The sequence below is a fragment of the Microbacterium arborescens genome (assembly GCF_030369635.1).
GTDB lineage: Bacteria > Actinomycetota > Actinomycetes > Actinomycetales > Microbacteriaceae > Microbacterium.
The window spans coordinates 2,064,752-2,080,755 of sequence record NZ_CP128474.1; the positions used below are offsets into that span (position 1 = coordinate 2,064,752).

Consider the following 16,004-nt stretch of genomic DNA (forward strand, 5'->3'; position numbering starts at 1 on the left):
TCCGCCGTATCGGGATGGTGCAGGGGGAACTCAGAGGGAGAAGTCGCCGGCGAACCGGACCTTCTTCTCGCCGGCGCGAACCGGGAAGGGCAGGCGGTTCTGAAGCGGCGGGAGGGGGCAGTTCATCTGGTTCGAGAACCCGCACGGCGGCACGACAGCCCGGTTGAAGTCGACCGTCACCGGAATGCTGTCCCCGGGAGCGAGGTCGCCCGTCGCGCCGGGGTGGTCGAGGAAGAGGAACCGGCCGGCTCCATAGGACTCAGCGCCGTTGGTCTGGTCACCGAAGACGAGGTGCAGCTTCGGGCCGCCATAGTTGGTGTCGAACGCGGCGAGTCGGTACTCGGCGCCGCCGATCTCGAAGACGAGATCGCCCGAGACCGGGAGGCCGCGCGTCGCGCCACCGTCCTTGATGTGCTCGAACGGCACGACGCGGTCTTCGTCGACCAGCTCGAAGCGGCCCTCGATGACCCAGGCCGGGTCGTAGTCCCAGCGCTCGATGTCTTCGAACGCCTCGTTGGCGGGCGAGTCCTGACGCCAGATGCGGTAGCCCTCCTGCGGAAGGCCGGTCTCGATGTCGGTGCGCTGGAGGCGCGTGAGCAGCGCATCGACCGGATGGCCCGCGCGGGCGGCCTCGTCGTCGACGGCGGGCTCGCCCGGAGCCGACCAGTGCGTGAGCACGAGAGCGAGCGATCCCTGCGGAGCCGCGACGGACTCACGACGGAAAGCCGCCCAGGCTCGGTAGTCGGACTCGGCCGACGAGACGGATGCTGCTGCGGATGCGGATGTGCTCACCATGACAGGCAACCAAACGCGCGCCCTCCACGAGAAATTCCGTGTCGGTCTGTTGCGGTCTCAGCGCGGCGACCCGGGCGCGTCTGCTCCGGGGCCGCCCACCCACAGAGCCCACGCGACGAGCACGGGCTGGAGGAACAGGCGACCGAAGCGGCGGGCATCGGTGTCGAGGCCGGGAGCCGACGCTCCGATACGCCACTGGTGGATGTTGCCCGGGAGCACGGCGACGAAGAAGGCGGCGATCGCGGCGGCGACCCGTCGTCGCTCGCGCGGCAGAGCGACGAGCCCCGCGCCGAGCATGATCTCCACCGCGCCGCTGGCGACGACGATCATGTCCTTATCGGTTCGCAGCAGCCGCGTCGCCCAGTCGGGCACCGCGATGCGGTATCCCCGCCGGAGCACGGTCAGATGAGCGGACCCGGCAACGATCAACAGGGCGGCGAGGGCGAAGCGGGCAACGATGCGCGGCATCCGATCACGCTACGCCCGTCCGGGAGGTCCGATCACCAGCAGCACGATGTACGCGGCGATGATGCCGACGGCGAGGATGACGGCGAGCACCGCCGGGCGCCGCACGAACCACCGCAAGAACCGGTCCAGCACGCGCTGGTCGCGCGGGTCATCGGACGCCTCTGTGCGCCATTCGCCGTCGAGGAGCCCGCGGCGGCGCAGCACGATCTCCGTCGGAACCGTCGCATAGGGAACCACCGCCGCAGCGACGGCGCAGACCGTCGGCACGATGGACCAGCGGTTGTTCCAGGCGACCAGGACCGCGGTCGCGCCGTAGCAGAGGAACACGAATCCGTGGATGCCACCGCCGATCGTCACGGCGATCGGGAGGTCGAAGGCCGAACGCAGGACGAGACCCAGGATCAGCAGCGTCCAGGAGAAGGCCTCGGCGATCGCGAGCGAGCGGAATGCGGTCAGCGGGGTTCGGAACACCCTCGAACCCTATCCAGCGGACTTAGACGATTCCTGCGCGGATGCCGTCCATCGACGAGGCCAGGCCCGGCATGTTGTCGCTCAGCGTGGCGTCGAGCTCGAGCAGCCGCTGGTGGGCCTGCTCCATGACGGCGATGCCCTTCGCCGTGATGCGCAGATCGGATGCCGAGCCGGCGTGCGCCGTCGCGTCGGCGACCAGCCCTTCGTCGACGAGCGTGCGCACGGCGGTGTGCGCGGACTGCACCGTGATGTGAGAGCGGCGGGCGAGCTCGGAGAATGAGATCCCGGGCTCGGAGCCGATGTGTCCGAGCAGGCCGAACTTGCGGGTGGAGAGGCCGAGGTCGCGCAGGGCTGCGGAGAGCCGGCCTTCCCACGACGCCGAGACGGCGATGAGCGCGATGACCGGGCTGAAGCGCGGCTCGCGCGTGAGGGCAGGAGTTTCCGACACGGTCACGATTGTAGGAGGCGCGGGCTGTGTCGTGCGGTGATGGCGACCGAGAAAAGCTGTGTCGTGCGCCTAACGCCCCGAACGCGGTTCGTCAAGGACCGCGCATCTGTGCGATCGGATGTTCATGATGAGTTCCACGGAAGAAGCGGGGAGGTCACCATGATCACGGACGAAGAGCAGAACGAGCAGCACACCGACATCCGCGGCGAGAAGCCGTTCGGTCAATGGCTCGGACTGATCAACGGCGGCCGCTGACGCCACGCGAAGCCCCCGGCATCCTCTCTCGCGAGGAGGATGCCGGGGGCTTCGTCATGTCCGGTCGTCTTGTCCGGTCGAGGTGGCGACATTTACATAGCTCACCTATGCAGGTTGTATAGTAACGCTATGCAGTTCTCCGACTCCCCCGTCCGGCTGATGTCGGCCTCGAGCAGGTTCAACCGCGCCGTGGCCCGTCGCGTCGAGACGGCCGCCGCCGCGGGAACATGGCGTGCGCTCGCAGCCCTCGACGAGCTCGGCCCCACGCGGGTGAGCGACCTGGCCGAGTGGCAGCGCGTCAGCCAGCCCACCATGACGACGCTCGTTCGCCGCATGGAGCAGGACGGGCTCGTGCAGCGCGCGCCCGATCCCGAGGACGGCCGGGCCTCGCTCGTGTCGATCACGGCGGAAGGGCGGCGACAGTTCGAGGCGTTCCGCTCGCAGGCGCTCGATGTCACGGGTCCCGCCTGGGCGCGACTGAGCGCCGCCGACCGGTCGACCCTCGCGCGCGCCGCCGAGCTTCTCGCGGCACTGCTCGAGGAACCGGAACTGCGATGACCCCGACAGACCCCGACGAGAGGAAGGTGCGCGTGACGAGCGCGATGAACACAGAACGGTCGACGACCGGCGAGCAGACGAAGGCGACGGCCGAGACCGCGAAGGCGTCGATCTGGCGACAGCCCGTCGCCGTTTGGGCGATCGCCTTCGCCTGCACCGTGTCGTTCATGGGCATCGGCCTGGTCGACCCGATCCTCCCGGCGATCAGCCGGGAGCTCGACGCCACCCCTTCCGAGACGATGCTGCTGTTCACCAGCTACCTCTTCATCACCGGAATCGTCATGCTGTTCGCCAGCTGGGTGTCGTCGAGGCTCGGGGTCAAGAAGACGCTGCTGCTCGGTCTCGCCCTCATCGTCGTGTTCGCCGCCGCGGCAGGGTTGTCGGGCGGAGTGGTCGAGATCATCGGCTTCCGCGCTGGCTGGGGAATCGGCAACGCGCTCTTCATCGCGACGGCGCTGGCCGCGATCGTCGGGGCGGCGAGCGGCGGGAGCCGTCAGGCGATCGTGCTCTACGAGGCATCCCTCGGCATCGGCCTCGCCGTCGGACCGCTCCTGGGCGGCGCGCTCGGCGAGCTGTCGTGGCGTGGCCCGTTCTTCGGCACCGCGGCGCTCATGGCCGTCGCGCTGCTGGCGATCCTCGTCGTGTTCCGCTCCCCCGCGCCTGCGGCCGGTGCCGCCGCGCCCGCGAAAGTGTCGTTCCTCGCGTCGTTCCGCGCGTTGCGCAACCCGGCGCTGCTGACACTGTCGCTGACGGCGTTCTTCTACAACGTCGCGTTCTTCGTGCTGCTGGCGTACAGCCCGTACCCGATCGAAGAGGCGGCGGCGAATGTCGGAATGACGTTCGGCGCCCACGAGCTCGGGCTCGTCTTCTTCGGCTGGGGACTCGCCGTCGCACTGACGTCGGTGCTTGCAGCTCCGGTGCTGACCCGCCGGCTGGGCCTTCGGCCCGTGCTGTTCACGATGCTGGGACTGCTGGCCGTCGCCGAGGCCGTGCTCGCGATCGGCATCGACAGCGCCACCGTGCTGATCGTCACCGTCATCGTCGCGGGGCTCTTCCTCGGCGTGCTCAACACCGCACTCACCGAGGCCGTCATGGAGGCGACCGACCTGCCCCGGAACGTCGCGAGCGGCACCTACTCCGGCGTCCGGTTCATCGGCGGCGCGATCGCACCCGCCGTCGCCGGGCCGCTCGCCGCCGCGCTGACCCCGAGCGCGCCGTACTGGCTCGGCGTCGCCGCGCTCGTCGTCGCGATCGCGATCCTCGCCGCTGCCGGCCGGACGCTCGGCCACCTCGGCCGCCCGCACGAGACAGCTGTCGCCGAGGCTGCCGACATCGGCCAGGGCGACGCCTGACCGGAGGGCGTCTGAACGTCGGAGGGCGGTTTTCCGGGGAGCCGCCCTCCGACGTGCAGGTTTGCTCCGCGGAATTCGCCGCATACGGAATGCGAAAAGGGATGCGGCCGCAGTGGCTGACCGCCCTCGAGGAGATCTCCGACGGCGACATCCTGCCGAAGCAGTCGCCTCGCTGGACCGCATAGCCGATCTCGCCGCGGAGTGGGTGCTGCCCGGACACGGACCGGAGTTCGACGGGTCACCGGCCGAGGCTGTCGCAGCGGTTCGTGCGGTCATCTCGTAGAAGACGCGCGGTCATCGAGGCGGCGACGAAGGGCTCACCCCATGCCGGACATCCGGTCCCACTCGATCGACCGGAACTGCAGGTACGCGCACAGGTCGCTCGCGACGCGCAATTCGGCTGCGAAGCCGGCCAGCTGCTGTGCGCTGACCGTCAGGTCTTCGTCCCGCCCGGTGAGCGTGATGACCCACTCAGCTCGGTCGGGTCCCGCAGGTTGCATGTAGACCTCTGCCGGCGTCCCGAACGGAACCATGATCACCAGACCGGTGTCCTTGCCGAGGCTCTCGTCCTGCACCGCGACTTTGAACGACGACGACGTCCGTGGCCCCGTCGCGAGGTAGTCGGCCAGCCACTGCTCGAGGAGAGCCTTCGAGCGCACGGGGTACCCGGGACGGTCTCGAGTCTCGGAATCCATGTCGTCAGCGTAGGCCACGGTCCGCGCGCCGGAGTGCTCCCGCGGCGTCAGCACGTCGGAGGGCGGGCTCCTGAGAGCCGCCACCCTCCGACGTGCGGATCTCCACCGCCGACAGTACGGTTCAATCGCCCTTCACGTTGACCAGCTGACGCAGCGTGTGCCGCACCTCGACGAGGTCGGCGGCGTCGTCCATCACCCGGTCGATCGGCTTGTACGCCTGCGGGATCTCGTCGATGAAGGCATCCGTGTCGCGGAACTCGATGCCCGCCATCGCCGCACGCAGCTGGTCGTGCGTGAAGGTCCGGCGCGCGGCCGACCGTGAGTACTCCCGACCCGCGCCGTGCGGCGACGAGTTGAGCGACAGCGGGTTCCCGAGCCCGGAGACGACGTACGACGCCGTGCCCATCGATCCCGGGATGAGGCCGGGCCGGCCGGCATCCGCCTGGATCGCGCCCTTGCGCGACACCCACACCTGCTTGCCGAAGTGCTTCTCGCTCTCGGTGAAGTTGTGGTGGCAGTTGATGCGCTCGAGCTCCTCGACCTCGCCGCCCATTGTCTCGGACAGCTGACGAGCGACGCGGTCCATCATCTCCTCGCGGTTGAGGAGCGCGAAGTGCTGCGCCCACCGGAGCTCGCGGATGTAGCGGCGGAACTCCTCCGTGCCCTCGACGAGGTACGCCAGGTCGGGGTCGGGCAGGTCGATCCACCATTGCTTGGCGAGCCGCTGCGCGACTCCGATGTGGTGCGTCGCAATCTTGTTGCCCACTCCCCGCGAACCGGAGTGCAGGAACATCCAGACCGCGTCGGTCTCGTCGACCGAGACCTCGATGAAGTGGTTGCCCGACCCGAGCGACCCGAGCTGGTTACGCCAATGTCCGGCATAGCGAGCCGGGTCGAACTCGTTCTTCTCGGCGAGCTCCTCCAGCTCGGCGATGCGCGGCTCGGCTGTCGCGACGATCTTGCGGTTGTCGCGACCGGCCGACAGCGGGATCGCCCGCTCGATCTGCTCGCGGAGCGCGCCGAGGTCGCGGCCGAGCAGCTGCGACTTCGTGAACTGCGTGCGGACGGCGATCATGCCGCATCCGATGTCGACGCCGACGGCAGCCGGCATGATCGCGCCGACCGTCGGGATGACCGACCCGACGGTCGCCCCCTTGCCGAGGTGCGCATCGGGCATGAGCGCCAGATGCGGGTGGATGAACGGCATGCCCGACGCGGTGCGAGCCTGATCGAGAGTCTTCTCGTCGATGATGCTTGCCCACGACAAGAGCCTGTTCGAGAGCTTCTCCATGGTTCCTTTCCTTGTGACGACGGTCCGGAACGGGCGCATGGAGAGGAACACACGAACGCCCCGGACCTGTGCGGTGCGGGGCGTTCTGACAGTGGCGGTGTCAGACGTCTCGCACCGGAGGGTACGACTCATTGCGGAGCTGGAACTGGTCCAGGTCCGCTGCGATCAGGCGCTCGTTGCGCGTGGTCATGTCGTTCCTCCGGTGATGCCGTGCCTCGTGGCGCAGCCTCATAACAATACGCGGCACGGCGGTGGGGCGTCAACGGCGACGCCGAAACCCCGCCAGAAAAGGCCCCCGGCTGACCGCCTTGAGGGGCGGCCGGCCAGGGGCCTTGTCGTCGCGCTAGATCCGCAGGTTCATGCGGTGACTCAGAAGTCCCAGTCCTCGTCTTCGGTGGCCTCGGCCTTGCCGATGACGTACGACGAGCCCGACCCCGAGAAGAAGTCGTGGTTCTCGTCGGCGTTCGGCGACAGGGCCGACAGGATCGCCGGGTTCACATTGGTGACCGTCGCAGGGAACATCGCCTCGAAGCCGAGGTTCATCAGCGCCTTGTTGGCGTTGTAGTGCAGGAACTTCTTGACGTCCTCGGTCAGACCGACGGCGTCGTAGAGGTCTTGCGTGTACTGCACCTCGTTGTCGTAGAGCTCGTAGAGCAGCGAGAACGTGTAGTCCTTGATCTCGTCGCGCTCGGGCTGCGAGAGCTGCTCGTAGCCCTTCTGGAACTTGTAGCCGATGTAGTAGCCATGCACGGCCTCGTCACGGATGATGAGGCGGATGATGTCGGCGGTGTTGGTCAGCTTGGCCTTCGCCGACCAGTGCAGCGGCAGGTAGAACCCCGAGTAGAAGAGGAACGACTCGAGCAGGGTCGAGGCGACCTTGCGCTTGAGCGGCTCGTCGCCACGGTAGTAGTCCATGACGATCGAGGCCTTCTTCTGAAGGTTCGGGTTCTCGACCGACCAACGGAACGCGTCGTCGATCTCGGGCGTCGAGGCGAGCGTCGAGAAGATCGACGAGTAGCTCTTCGCGTGCACCGACTCCATGAACGCGATGTTCGTGTAGACGGCCTCCTCGTGCGGGGTGATCGCATCGGGGATGAGCGAGACGGCGCCGACGGTGCCCTGGATCGTGTCGAGGAGCGTCAGCCCCGTGAACACGCGCATCGTGAGGGTCTGCTCGTCGGGCGTCAGCGTGTTCCACGACTGGATGTCGTTCGACAGCGGCACCTTCTCGGGCAGCCAGAAGTTGTTCACCAGACGGTTCCAGACCTCGAGGTCCTTGTCGTCCTGGATGCGGTTCCAGTTGATCGCCTGCACGTGGTCGACGAGCTTGAGCGGTTCGGGAGTCATATCGCTTCAGTTCCTGGTTCGGGTTCCGGCATCCGTCACAGCATGCAGCTGACGCACTCGGACATGTCGGTGCCCTCGAGCGCCATCTGCCGCAGGCGGATGTAGTAGATCGTCTTGATGCCCTTGCGCCAGGCGTAGATCTGGGCCCGGTTGATGTCGCGCGTGGTCGCGGTGTCCTTGAAGAACAGCGTCAGCGACAGGCCCTGGTCGACGTGCTGGGTAGCGGCGGCGTACGTGTCGATGACCTTCTCGTAGCCGATCTCGTACGCGTCTTCGTAGTACTCGAGGTTGTCGTTCGTCATGAACGGCGCCGGGTAGTAGACGCGGCCGAGCTTGCCTTCCTTGCGGATCTCGATCTTCGACGCGATCGGGTGGATCGACGACGTCGAGTTGTTGATGTACGAGATCGAGCCGGTCGGGGGCACCGCCTGCAGGTTCTGGTTGTAGATGCCGTGCTGCTGGATCGATGCCTTCAGCTCGCGCCAGTCATCCTGCGTCGGGATGTGGATGCCCTCGAACAGACCCTTCACCTTGTCGGTCTGCGGCGCCCACTCCTGCTCGACGTACTTGTCGAAGAACTCGCCCGACGCGTAGGTCGAGTCGGGGAAGCCCTCGAAGTACGTGCCGCGCTCGATCGCGATCTTGTTCGATGCCCGCAGGGCGTGGAACAGCACGGTGTAGAAGTAGATGTTCGTGAAGTCGAGGCCTTCTTCCGACCCGTAGAACACGTGCTCACGCGCCAGGTAGCCGTGCAGGTTCATCTGCCCGAGGCCGATCGCGTGCGAACGGTCGTTGCCGTCCTCGATCGAGCGGACCGAGGCGATGTGGCTCTGGTCGCTGACCGCCGTGAGGGCGCGGATGCTGGTCTCGACCGTCTGGGCGAGGTCCTTGCCGTCCATCGCGAGGGCGATGTTCATCGACCCGAGGTTGCAGGAGATGTCCTTACCGATCTGGGCGTACGAGAGGTCTTCGTTGTACGTCGTCGGGGTGTTGACCTGGAGGATCTCCGAGCACAGGTTCGACATGTTGATCCGGCCCTTGATCGGGTTGGCCTTGTTCACCGTGTCCTCGAACATGATGTACGGGTAGCCCGACTCGAACTGGATCTCGGCGAGGGTCTGGAAGAACTCGCGCGCATTGATCTTCGTCTTCTTGATGCGCGCGTCGTCGACCATCTCGCGGTACTTCTCGGTGACCGAGATGTCGCCGAACGGCACGCCGTAGACCTTCTCGACGTCGTAGGGCGAGAACAGGTACATGTCCTCGCCGTTCTTGGCGAGCTCGAAGGTGATGTCGGGGATGACGACACCCAGCGACAGCGTCTTGATGCGGATCTTCTCGTCGGCGTTCTCACGCTTGGTGTCGAGGAACTTGAGGATGTCGGGGTGGTGGGCCGACAGGTACACGGCGCCGGCACCCTGGCGCGCGCCGAGCTGGTTGGCGTAGCTGAAGCTGTCTTCGAGCAGCTTCATGACGGGGATGATGCCCGACGACTGGTTCTCGATCTGCTTGATCGGAGCACCGGCCTCGCGGATGTTCGACAGCAGCAGCGCCACACCGCCGCCGCGCTTCGAGAGCTGCAGGGCGGAGTTGATGCCGCGGGCGATCGACTCCATGTTGTCTTCGATGCGGAGCAGGAAGCACGACACGAGCTCGCCGCGCTGGGCCTTGCCCGTGTTCAGGAACGTCGGGGTGGCGGGCTGGAATCGACCCGAGATGATCTCGTCGACGAGCTGCATCGCGAGGTTCTCGTCGCCGTCGGCGAGGCCGAGGGCGGTCATGACGACGCGGTCCTCGAAGCGCTCAAGGTAACGCTTGCCGTCGAAGGTCTTCAGCGTGTAGCTCGTGTAGTACTTGAACGCGCCGAGGAAGGTCTCGAAGCGGAACTTCTTGCCGTACGCGAAGTCGTTGAGCTTCTGGATGAACTCGAGCGAGTACTTCTCGATGACCTTGGGCTCGTAGTACTCCTTCTCGACGAGGTAGTCGAGGCGCTCCTTGAGGGAGTGGAAGAAGACCGTGTTCTGGTTGACGTGCTGGAGGAAGTACTCCCGCGCCGCGCGCTTGTCGGCGTCGAACTGGATCTTGCCGTCCGCGCCGTAGAGGTTGAGCATCGCGTTGAGGGCGTGGTAGTCGAGCCCGTCGAAGCGTGTGTCGACCTTGAAGCCGTTATCGGTCAAGGCTGTTTCCAGTGCTGATTCCACCATCGTTCCAATCCTGCGCTCACGCGCTCGACGTCTTCGGGCGTGCCGAACAGTTCCACCTTGTCCAAGTGCGGCACGGAGCACTTGCGGCTGATGATGTCGCCGGCGAGGCAGTACGACTCGCCGAAATTCGTGTTGCCGGTGGAGATGACTCCACGCAGCAGGGTGCGGTTCCGCACGTCGTTCAAGAATCGGACGACCTGCTTGGGCACCGCACCCTTCTCCTCACCGCGCCCCTGTCCCCCGCCGTAGGTGGGAGTGACGAGCACGAAAGGCTCGGTCATGACGAGGGGCGTCGGTGAGGAGTGAAGGGGGATGCGGAGCGCCGGCAGTCCGAGTTTGTCGATGAATCGCGCGGTGTTGCCGGAGACGCTCGAGAAGTACACGAGCAGAGGCGCCCGCGTCGCGACCGCCGTGCTCATGGCTCAGGCGAAGCGAGCGGCCAGCTCGTCGATCTTGTCGGGACGGAAGCCCGACCAGTGGTCCTCGTCGGTGATGACGACGGGGGCCTGCAGGTAGCCGAGCGACTTGACGCGCTCGAGTGCCGCCGGGTCCTCGGAGAGGTCGAGGACGTCGTATTCGATGCCCTTCGAGTCCAGCGCACGGTACGTCGCGTTGCACTGCACGCAGGAGGGCTTGGTGTAGACCGTGATCGCCATGTCGAGTGTGGTTTCCCTTCGCTTCTTACGCATCTCCGGCTGAGAACCTGCCGGAGCCTCAATACTACATATGGGTGCCGACATCGGGGGGCACCACAAGGGGTAGTAGTTACAAGTCTGTAGTTTTGCACCGCTCTCCCCAGGTACAACACATCTTGTCCACCGTTTCATCCACAGATCCGCGACTCGATCGAGGCCCGGTTCGACGCGTGATTACGCGCTTCCGACGCGTGGCGACCGAGTCTGTCCACAGGTCGGACGGTAGACGGGCCCATCGACATCCGATTCCGACGGATCTCGTCGCGTCGGCGTGTCGCGGGCGTGTCGCGACGGCACCCGCCCGGGCGTCGCCGAGACGCCCCGGGAATCGCTACCGTTGAGGGGTGGCGGGATACGGAGAACTGCTGCGCACACCAGGTGTCGCGCGCATCATCGCCGCACAGTTGACCGCGCGCTTTCCGAGCGGGATGACGAGCCTCGCCATCCTTCTCCACATCGAGCACGTGACCGGCTCCTACGGGTCCGCCGGTCTGGTCCTGGCGGCCACCTCAGTCGGACAGGCGATCGCCGGCCCGGTGACGAGCCGATGGATGGGCGTCTGGGGCATGCGGCGCGTGCTCACACTGACGCTCGTCGTGTGCGTGGCCGCGATCGGGCTGCTCGCGGTGCTCGACGTGCCCCTGTGGATCTACATGGCGCTCGGTCTCATCGCGGGGTTGTCGACCCCGCCCGTGCAATCGGCCGTGCGCACTATCTATCCCAAGATGGTGACCTCGCGTCAGCTGACGCCGTTGTTCTCGCTCGACGCCTCGCTGCAGGAGATCATCTGGATCATCGCGCCGGTGCTCATCACCTTCGTGGCGCTGCAGGCCGGCACCGTTCCGGGCCTCCTGCTCGTGGTCGTCATCCTCATCGGCGGCGGCGCGTGGTTCATCTCCTCGCCCGAGCTCGGCCGCGTGCGCATCCCGCGCAGCCGCCGCAGCCTCGGCCGCGTGCTCCTCAAGCCCCCCGTCCTGCTCGCGACGGCGACCGGCTTCCTCCTCATCGGCGCGTGCTCGGCCGTCGAAGCGGGCGTCGTCGCCTCATTCGGTCACGGCGGACTCGAGTCCGGTCTCGTGCTCGCGGTCTTCGCCGTCGGGAGCCTGGCCGGCGGCCTGTCGTTCGGCCACATCCCGATCGGCCGCTGGGCCATGGCCCGCCGCTTCCTCATCGTCACCGTGGGGCTAGCGGCGACGATCTTCTCGCTCAACGCATGGTGGCTCGGCGGGTCGCTGCTGGTCGCCGGCATCGGCATCGCTCCGGCACTCGCGGTCATGTTCGCCATCACCTCGGCGAGCGTGAAGTTCAGCGAGACGGCCGAGGCATACGGCTGGATCGGCACCGGACAGCTCATCGGAGCTGCCGCAGGGTCGGCCATCGCGGGCTTCCTCATCGACGGCGTCGGTCCCCAGGGCGCCTACGTCGCCGCCACGCTATTTGCGGCAGCCGGTCTCATCGTCGCGGCGAGCTGCGTGCGGTGGTTCCCCGATCTGCGGGGACGCGACGCATCGCCCATTCCCGACACCGCGCCGGTCCACACCATCACCTGAGGCGGCACGCGCCGCGCCGGTCGCTCAGTCGTTGACGCGCCGCAGCATCGCGAGCACGGCCGCCGCGTAGGCGTCTTCGGGCTGCGGGTGCTCGAACGCCAGCTCCTCGCCGGCGAACTCGATCTCGACGCGGTGCGTGTCGGCCAGTCGGCGCAGGCTGCGGAATCCGCCGCGGAGCATCTCGCGCAGCTGATCCTCACGCGGAAGCCACAGCGCCTCGTCGAGCGCGACGGAGTCGAGCGCCCATTCCGTCGTGCCGTTGAACGCGAGGATCGTGCCGCTCGGATAGCGGCGCGGTTCGATCGTCATCTCGCTGACGGTGAAGATGTCGGCCTCGAACTCCGGCTCGTTCAACTGGAATCGGTCGCCGGATGCCGGATGCCAGACGAGCCCGGCCTCGCGCAGGGCGAGTGCGGCGTCGGTCGAGATCATGTCCCCATCCTGCACCAGGCGACCGGGCGAGGAGCGGCGGGAGCAGAATGGATGCCGTGAGCGACTTCGACCCGGCCCGCTACCTCTCCGACGATCTCCTCGAGCGCATCCGCGGGCGTGCCGCCGTCGTCGATGTCGAGAACGTCTTCCCCGACGATGACCTCGCGGAACTGCGGGAGGCCGGCTACCTCGGCATCCTGGTGCCCGAGAAGCTCGGCGGTGCGGGGCTCTCGCTCGCCCAGGCATCCGTCCTGCAGCAGCGGCTCGCGGGAGCGGCGCCCGCGACGGCCCTCGCGATCAACATGCACCTCGTGTGGACCGGCGTCGCGAAGGTGCTCTTCGACCGGGGCGACGACGCGTTGCGTTTCGTGCAGGAGGGGGCAGCGGCGGGCGAGGTCTTCGCGTTCGGGATCAGCGAGGCGGGCAACGACCTCGTCCTGTTCGGCAGCGACACCGCCGCCGAACCGCAGCCCGACGGCGGGTACGCCTTCACCGGCACCAAGATCTTCACCTCGCTCGCGCCGGTGTGGGATCACCTCGGGCTGCACGGACTCGACACGACGAGCCCCGACGCCCCGCAGCTGGTGTTCGCCTTCGTCGACCGCAGCGATGCCGTGCGCACACGCGACGACTGGGACACCGTGGGCATGCGCGGAACGCAGTCGCGCACCACCGAGCTGCACGGGGCCGTCGCCCCGGCCGAACGCATCGTGCGTCGCCTCTCCCCCGGCCCCAGCCCCGACCCGCTCGTCTTCGGCATCTTCTCGGTCTTCGAGCTGCTGCTGGCATCGGTGTACACCGGCATCGCCCGACGTGCCCTCGACCTCGCCGTCATCGCCGCTCAGTCGCGCACGTCGAAGAAGACGGGACTGGCGTACAGCCAGGATCCCGACATCCGCTGGCGCATCGCCGAGATGGCGCTGACGTACGACGGGATGCTGCCGCAGCTCGAGGCGATCGCGCGCGACATCGATGCGCAGGCCGACCACGGCGGACTGTGGTTCGCGAAGCTGAGCGGCCTGAAGCACCGCGCCGTCGGCGCGGCGAAGACGGTCGTCGACGAGGCGATGCTCGTGGCGGGCGGATCGTCGTACTTCTCGCGGTCCGAGCTCGGCCGCCTCTACCGCGACGTCATCGCGGGGATGTTCCACCCCTCCGACCCCGAGTCGGCTCACAGCACGGTCGCCGCGGCCTGGCTCGGCCCCGTCTCCCCCTGACCCGCCCCGGCTCGCCGTCGGCCAGTCGACTCGCCACAAACCGCGGGTCCTGGGGTCGCTGCAGCCGCATTCCCTGGCGACTCGACAAGGACAGCGGAGCTGAAGAAGACGGGCGGGATGCCGTCAGCGCGTCTCGAGGTCGTACGCCTTGAGCAACTCGGCGACGGCCTGCTCGCGCTCGGCGCCGCCGCTCTCGAACATGTGCGTCACGTGCGTGCGGAGGTGATTCTCGATGAGGAGCTTGTCGAGCGATGCGAGAGCCTTCTGGATGGCCCGCGACTGGGCGATGATGTCCATGCAGTAGTCCTCGTTCTCGATCATCCGGGCGAGCCCGCGGACCTGGCCTTCGAGGATGCTCGTGCGGCGCAGGGCGCGCTTCTGGATGTCGTCGATCACGCGGTCAGGATACGCCGTGACCGGCCCCGGCCGGCGAACCACCGTGGGAGGATGACCGGATGGCACGCACGCCGACCTCCCTGCTCTCCCCCGCCGACCAGGCTCGTCGCCAGGGGTTGCGGCGGATGAAGGCCGTCGCTCTCGGCGCGCTGGTGTTCATGGCGATCGTCTTCGCGGTCTCGTTCCCGTTGCAGCAGACGGTGCCCGCATTCGGGTACGTCCGAGCGGCCGCGGAAGGCGGCATGGTGGGTGCGCTGGCCGACTGGTTCGCCGTCACCGCGCTGTTCCGGCATCCGCTCGGTCTGCCCATCCCGCACACCGCGATCATCCCGAAGCGCAAGGACGAGATCGGCCGCACCCTCGGCGAGTTCGTCGAGACGAACTTCCTCGAGGCCGGCGTGATCCGCGGCAAGCTCGAGTCGATGGGCATCGCGACGCGGCTCGGCGCGTGGCTGCGCCGGCCCGAGAACGCCGAGCGCGTCTCGGCCGAGGCGTCGGCGGCGGCATCGGGCATCCTCACCGCGCTGAGCGACGACGAGGTGCAGGATCTGCTCGAAGACCTGGCGCGCGAGCATCTGCTCGCCCCGTCATGGGGTCCGTCGATCGGCGGGTGGCTCGAACGCGTCGTCGGCGCGGGCGCGCACCACGGAGCGGTCGACCTGGCGATCGACAACATCGAGACCTGGCTCATCGCCAACCGCTCGGTGTTCACCGGACTGGTCTCCCGCCGACTGCCGTCGTGGGTGCCATCGGTGGCGACCCGTCTCGTCGACGACACCGTCTATCGCGAAGCGCTGACGTTCGTCGCGGCCGTGCGGAGCGATCCCGACCACCCGGCACGCAAGGCCATCGACGGCTACCTCGGTCGTCTCGCCGGGGATCTGCAGGGCGAGACCGAGACGGCGGCGCGGCTGGAGTCGGCCAAGGCGGCGGTGTTCGACAGTCCCCGCGTTCGCGCTCTCGCCGCCGAGGCCTGGGGCACCGCGAAGGCCGGGCTCGTCCGATCGCTCGGCGATGCCGGGAGTCCCCTCCGCCGGCGTATCGCGGCGGCGCTCACCGAGGTCGGCGAACGCCTCGCGACCGAGCCCGCTTTGCAGCAACGCATCGATGCACGCGTCATCGACGCCGCCGCGACGCTCGTGGCCCGCCACCGCGCCGACATCGCGTCGGTCATCACCGAGACGGTCGAACGCTGGGACGCGCAGGAGACGACCGAGAAGATCGAGCTCATGGTCGGCCGCGACCTGCAGTACATCCGGCTCAACGGCACGATCGTCGGATCGCTCGCCGGACTCGTCATCTACACGATCGCCCACGCGGTCTTCGGCGCGGGAGGATGAATCCATGACGACGCTCATCCTCGTGCGACATGCCAAAAGCGATTGGGGCACGGCCGCACTCGACGATCACGCCCGTCCGCTGAACGACCGCGGCATGCGCGACGCTCCCGTGATGGCTGAGCGCCTGGCGTCCACGGACGTCGCCGTCGAGCGCATCCTCGCCTCCACAGCGCTCCGCGCTCGGACGACGGCCGCGGCATTCGGCGCCGCGCTCGGACTCGAACCGGACCTGCGCGACGAGCTCTATGGCGCTTCGGCGCGCGTGCTCCTCGACGCGGCGAGCGGCAGCGGGGTGCAGTCCGTGCTCGTCGTCGCGCACGACCCGGGGATGACGGTGCTCGCCGAGCGACTGTCGAACGGGGGCATCGGCGGGATGCCGACGTGCGCGGTCGCCACCTTCACGTGGCGGACCGATGACTGGGACGTCGCGACCGCGACCGATCCGGACGCGTGGAGCTTCGACAGCCCGAAGAGCTGAGCGCCGGGGTGC

Annotated in this window: 18 protein-coding genes; 6 read left to right on the top strand and 12 right to left on the bottom strand. The window is 67.8% G+C overall.

Going from position 1 to position 16,004, the window contains the following annotated elements; all coding sequences use genetic code 11:
• Positions 1-30: 30 nt before the first annotated feature.
• The 4 genes from QUC20_RS09755 to QUC20_RS09770 are packed head-to-tail and all read right to left on the bottom strand — an operon-like array spanning position 31 to position 2,182.
• Positions 31-795: a DUF1684 domain-containing protein gene (locus QUC20_RS09755; RefSeq protein WP_289329731.1), complete on the bottom strand. Its 765-nt coding sequence runs from the start codon at positions 793-795 to the stop codon at positions 31-33.
• Between the two features lie 57 nt (positions 796-852).
• Positions 853-1,263 carry a DoxX family protein gene (locus tag QUC20_RS09760; RefSeq protein ID WP_120265137.1) on the bottom strand — a complete coding sequence of 137 codons (411 nt, stop codon included), beginning with the start codon at positions 1,261-1,263 and terminating at the stop codon, positions 853-855.
• A gap of 9 nt (positions 1,264-1,272) precedes the next feature.
• Positions 1,273-1,734: a DUF3817 domain-containing protein gene (locus QUC20_RS09765; RefSeq protein WP_289329732.1), complete on the bottom strand. Its 462-nt coding sequence runs from the start codon at positions 1,732-1,734 to the stop codon at positions 1,273-1,275.
• Between the two features lie 22 nt (positions 1,735-1,756).
• On the bottom strand, positions 1,757-2,182 hold the full coding sequence (locus QUC20_RS09770) for a MarR family winged helix-turn-helix transcriptional regulator (RefSeq protein ID WP_112617533.1): 426 nt from the start codon (positions 2,180-2,182) through the stop codon (positions 1,757-1,759).
• 384 nt (positions 2,183-2,566) lie between these two features.
• Between QUC20_RS09770 and QUC20_RS09775 the strand changes: the two genes are divergently transcribed.
• Entirely contained in the window at positions 2,567-2,995 is a 429-nt protein-coding gene (locus tag QUC20_RS09775) for a MarR family winged helix-turn-helix transcriptional regulator (protein ID WP_289329733.1), read from the top strand.
• A 44-nt stretch (positions 2,996-3,039) separates the two neighbouring features.
• Entirely contained in the window at positions 3,040-4,347 is a 1,308-nt protein-coding gene (locus QUC20_RS09780; RefSeq protein ID WP_434543667.1) for an MFS transporter, read from the top strand.
• 317 nt (positions 4,348-4,664) lie between these two features.
• Here QUC20_RS09780 and QUC20_RS09785 read toward each other — a convergent pair whose 3' ends face one another.
• The 6 genes from QUC20_RS09785 to nrdH form a co-directional block, all read right to left on the bottom strand.
• A complete protein-coding gene (locus QUC20_RS09785) occupies positions 4,665-5,042 on the bottom strand; it encodes a hypothetical protein (protein ID WP_120265134.1) in 378 nt (125 codons plus the stop codon).
• Between the two features lie 121 nt (positions 5,043-5,163).
• Positions 5,164-6,333, bottom strand: coding sequence for an RtcB family protein (locus QUC20_RS09790; RefSeq protein WP_289329735.1), 1,170 nt, complete (start codon positions 6,331-6,333; stop codon positions 5,164-5,166).
• Between the two features lie 369 nt (positions 6,334-6,702).
• The gene (gene nrdF / locus QUC20_RS09795) at positions 6,703-7,680 is read right to left on the bottom strand and encodes a class 1b ribonucleoside-diphosphate reductase subunit beta (RefSeq protein WP_120265132.1); all 978 of its coding nucleotides are present in this window, start codon (positions 7,678-7,680) and stop codon (positions 6,703-6,705) included.
• A gap of 35 nt (positions 7,681-7,715) precedes the next feature.
• Positions 7,716-9,884 carry a class 1b ribonucleoside-diphosphate reductase subunit alpha gene (gene nrdE, locus QUC20_RS09800; RefSeq protein WP_289329736.1) on the bottom strand — a complete coding sequence of 723 codons (2,169 nt, stop codon included), beginning with the start codon at positions 9,882-9,884 and terminating at the stop codon, positions 7,716-7,718.
• A complete protein-coding gene (gene nrdI, locus QUC20_RS09805) occupies positions 9,854-10,303 on the bottom strand; it encodes a class Ib ribonucleoside-diphosphate reductase assembly flavoprotein NrdI (RefSeq protein WP_023954602.1) in 450 nt (149 codons plus the stop codon). Before nrdI ends, nrdE begins: the two co-directional genes overlap by 31 nt.
• Before the next feature lie 3 nt (positions 10,304-10,306).
• On the bottom strand, positions 10,307-10,540 hold the full coding sequence (gene nrdH, locus QUC20_RS09810) for a glutaredoxin-like protein NrdH (RefSeq protein ID WP_023954603.1): 234 nt from the start codon (positions 10,538-10,540) through the stop codon (positions 10,307-10,309).
• A 383-nt stretch (positions 10,541-10,923) separates the two neighbouring features.
• Between nrdH and QUC20_RS09815 the strand changes: the two genes are divergently transcribed.
• Entirely contained in the window at positions 10,924-12,129 is a 1,206-nt protein-coding gene (locus tag QUC20_RS09815) for an MFS transporter (RefSeq protein ID WP_289329737.1), read from the top strand.
• 24 nt (positions 12,130-12,153) lie between these two features.
• On the opposite strand, the gene QUC20_RS09820 is transcribed toward QUC20_RS09815, so the two are convergent.
• On the bottom strand, positions 12,154-12,561 hold the full coding sequence (locus QUC20_RS09820; RefSeq protein WP_289329738.1) for a pilus assembly protein CpaE: 408 nt from the start codon (positions 12,559-12,561) through the stop codon (positions 12,154-12,156).
• Between the two features lie 47 nt (positions 12,562-12,608).
• On the opposite strand from QUC20_RS09820, the gene QUC20_RS09825 reads away from it, so the two are divergent.
• Entirely contained in the window at positions 12,609-13,778 is a 1,170-nt protein-coding gene (locus QUC20_RS09825) for an acyl-CoA dehydrogenase family protein (protein ID WP_289329739.1), read from the top strand.
• 123 nt (positions 13,779-13,901) lie between these two features.
• Here the strand turns inward: QUC20_RS09825 and QUC20_RS09830 are convergent, their stop codons facing one another.
• Positions 13,902-14,174: a metal-sensitive transcriptional regulator gene (locus QUC20_RS09830; RefSeq protein ID WP_120265194.1), complete on the bottom strand. Its 273-nt coding sequence runs from the start codon at positions 14,172-14,174 to the stop codon at positions 13,902-13,904.
• 59 nt (positions 14,175-14,233) lie between these two features.
• Here QUC20_RS09830 and QUC20_RS09835 point away from each other — a divergent pair, with 59 nt between their 5' ends.
• Together QUC20_RS09835 and QUC20_RS09840 are read left to right on the top strand one after the other, a co-directional pair.
• Positions 14,234-15,514: a DUF445 domain-containing protein gene (locus tag QUC20_RS09835; RefSeq protein ID WP_289329740.1), complete on the top strand. Its 1,281-nt coding sequence runs from the start codon at positions 14,234-14,236 to the stop codon at positions 15,512-15,514.
• 4 nt (positions 15,515-15,518) lie between these two features.
• Positions 15,519-15,992, top strand: a complete 474-nt coding sequence (locus QUC20_RS09840; RefSeq protein WP_289329741.1) for a SixA phosphatase family protein — start codon at positions 15,519-15,521, stop codon at positions 15,990-15,992.
• Positions 15,993-16,004: the final 12 nt, after the last annotated feature.

Bases quoted from the DNA above. Each gene is read 5' to 3' on its own strand.
- QUC20_RS09755 (WP_289329731.1), bottom strand. From the start codon at position 795: ATGGTGAGCACATCCGCATCCGCAGCAGCATCCGTCTCGTCGGCCGAG.
- QUC20_RS09760 (WP_120265137.1), bottom strand. From the start codon at position 1,263: ATGCCGCGCATCGTTGCCCGCTTCGCCCTCGCCGCCCTGTTGATCGTT.
- QUC20_RS09775 (WP_289329733.1), top strand. From the start codon at position 2,567: ATGCAGTTCTCCGACTCCCCCGTCCGGCTGATGTCGGCCTCGAGCAGG.
- QUC20_RS09780 (WP_434543667.1), top strand. From the start codon at position 3,040: ATGAACACAGAACGGTCGACGACCGGCGAGCAGACGAAGGCGACGGCC.
- QUC20_RS09785 (WP_120265134.1), bottom strand. From the start codon at position 5,042: ATGGATTCCGAGACTCGAGACCGTCCCGGGTACCCCGTGCGCTCGAAG.
- QUC20_RS09790 (WP_289329735.1), bottom strand. From the start codon at position 6,333: ATGGAGAAGCTCTCGAACAGGCTCTTGTCGTGGGCAAGCATCATCGAC.
- nrdF (WP_120265132.1), bottom strand. From the start codon at position 7,680: ATGACTCCCGAACCGCTCAAGCTCGTCGACCACGTGCAGGCGATCAAC.
- nrdE (WP_289329736.1), bottom strand. From the start codon at position 9,884: ATGGTGGAATCAGCACTGGAAACAGCCTTGACCGATAACGGCTTCAAG.
- nrdI (WP_023954602.1), bottom strand. From the start codon at position 10,303: ATGAGCACGGCGGTCGCGACGCGGGCGCCTCTGCTCGTGTACTTCTCG.
- nrdH (WP_023954603.1), bottom strand. From the start codon at position 10,540: ATGGCGATCACGGTCTACACCAAGCCCTCCTGCGTGCAGTGCAACGCG.
- QUC20_RS09820 (WP_289329738.1), bottom strand. From the start codon at position 12,561: ATGATCTCGACCGACGCCGCACTCGCCCTGCGCGAGGCCGGGCTCGTC.
- QUC20_RS09825 (WP_289329739.1), top strand. From the start codon at position 12,609: ATGGATGCCGTGAGCGACTTCGACCCGGCCCGCTACCTCTCCGACGAT.
- QUC20_RS09835 (WP_289329740.1), top strand. From the start codon at position 14,234: ATGGCACGCACGCCGACCTCCCTGCTCTCCCCCGCCGACCAGGCTCGT.
- QUC20_RS09840 (WP_289329741.1), top strand. From the start codon at position 15,519: ATGACGACGCTCATCCTCGTGCGACATGCCAAAAGCGATTGGGGCACG.